The organism is Gardnerella sp. 26-12 (assembly GCF_001660745.1).
Classification (GTDB): domain Bacteria; phylum Actinomycetota; class Actinomycetes; order Actinomycetales; family Bifidobacteriaceae; genus Bifidobacterium; species Bifidobacterium swidsinskii.
On record NZ_LWSR01000159.1, the window covers coordinates 1 to 1,137 of the forward strand.

General features: G+C 37.8%; 1 protein-coding gene and 2 pseudogenes. 1 reads left to right on the forward strand and 2 read right to left on the reverse strand.

Annotated features, from left to right (window positions below; genetic code table 11):
- A pseudogene (locus tag A5295_RS06005) lies at positions 1 to 218 on the reverse strand (hypothetical protein); the annotation flags it as partial.
- Positions 219 to 295: 77 nt separating this feature from the next.
- On the opposite strand from A5295_RS06005, the gene crgA reads away from it, so the two are divergent.
- Entirely contained in the window at positions 296 to 688 is a 393-nt protein-coding gene (crgA, locus tag A5295_RS06010) for a cell division protein CrgA (RefSeq protein WP_004106118.1), read from the forward strand.
- 56 nt (positions 689 to 744) lie between these two features.
- On the opposite strand, the pseudogene A5295_RS06015 reads toward crgA, so the two are convergent.
- Positions 745 to 1,137 (reverse strand): annotated as a pseudogene (locus A5295_RS06015) (SAM-dependent methyltransferase); the annotation flags it as partial.

Genomic DNA, 1,137 nt, shown 5'->3' on the forward strand with positions numbered 1-1,137 from the left:
TTAATTTTAGAATCTAAAGATTTTATATCTTCTCGTAAATTTTTTGTGCGCTGCGAATTTCTTTCAACCATTTGACTCGTATTAGAAGTCACAAAAGCAGAGCGGTTTACGCGCAAATTAAGAACGAATAAATAGCCGGTAAGAAATACTGCAACGGCAACAGCAAAACTGCTTAACAGCGAGTGTTGAGCACGATGTTTCCCAGTTCTCTTAGCCATATTTTATCTTCATCCTTCACGCGTTCGAGTGTAACCACTATTATAGCGTGTAGCCGATTGATTGGAGAGTTACAGTTATGGCTGATGAAGAATTGCACACGACTGCAGCTGACGACGCTGCAAAGAAGAGCGATACGTCAAATGAGAATACTTATGGCGTTCCTATGGACGAAGTTGAAGCAGTGTTGAATGCTACTGCGGATAAAGCAACGCTTTCTCCACAGATTCAGCAAATGATGCAGAGACAAGCTGAAAATAGGCGACGTGTCGAAGAAAGCATTAAAGGCACAAAAGCTAATGCTGCATGGTTTGTGCCGCTGTTCTGCACATTAATGGTCGTTGGATTAATTTGGGCTGTTGTTTATTATTTGAACCCTGTGCTTCCAATTCCTGGAATTGGTGCATGGAATTTAGTTATTGCATTAGTAATAGTAATGACTGGATTCATTATGACAATGTGGTGGCGTTAGTCTGTAAAACAAACTGTTTAATATGTTTTAAAAGTAGCTATGCAAATGTTGCGTAGCTACTTTTTTGTTGCTGCTACTGCTCGAATAAGTATGTGATTTTTATTGTTATCAGTTGTTGCAATAATTCTTGTATTTCCGCCATCTTGTAGGTTTAATTTTTTGCGCAATGCTTCTACAGGTATTGGAAAGTTACGAGTAACAATATTTGCATGAGTAATATCAGCAAAAGTTTGTTTTATTTCGCGTTTATTCATGCTGCATACATTTTCAATTTTCCATGTCTTTCCTGGAAATTCTGAGTAGTATTCTTCCGATACGTAAACATGACTATTCGCACTGATTTGTTGTATATTGTATTGAGTTTCTAACAATGAAAAACAGCCAGCTTTCATGATTGCTGCATTCGGCTCATAAACGTATTGCGACCATTCTGGCCAGTTATTTATATC

Excerpts from the sequence above, each read along its gene's own strand:
- crgA (WP_004106118.1), top strand. The coding sequence starts at position 296 with ATGGCTGATGAAGAATTGCACACGACTGCAGCTGACGACGCTGCAAAG.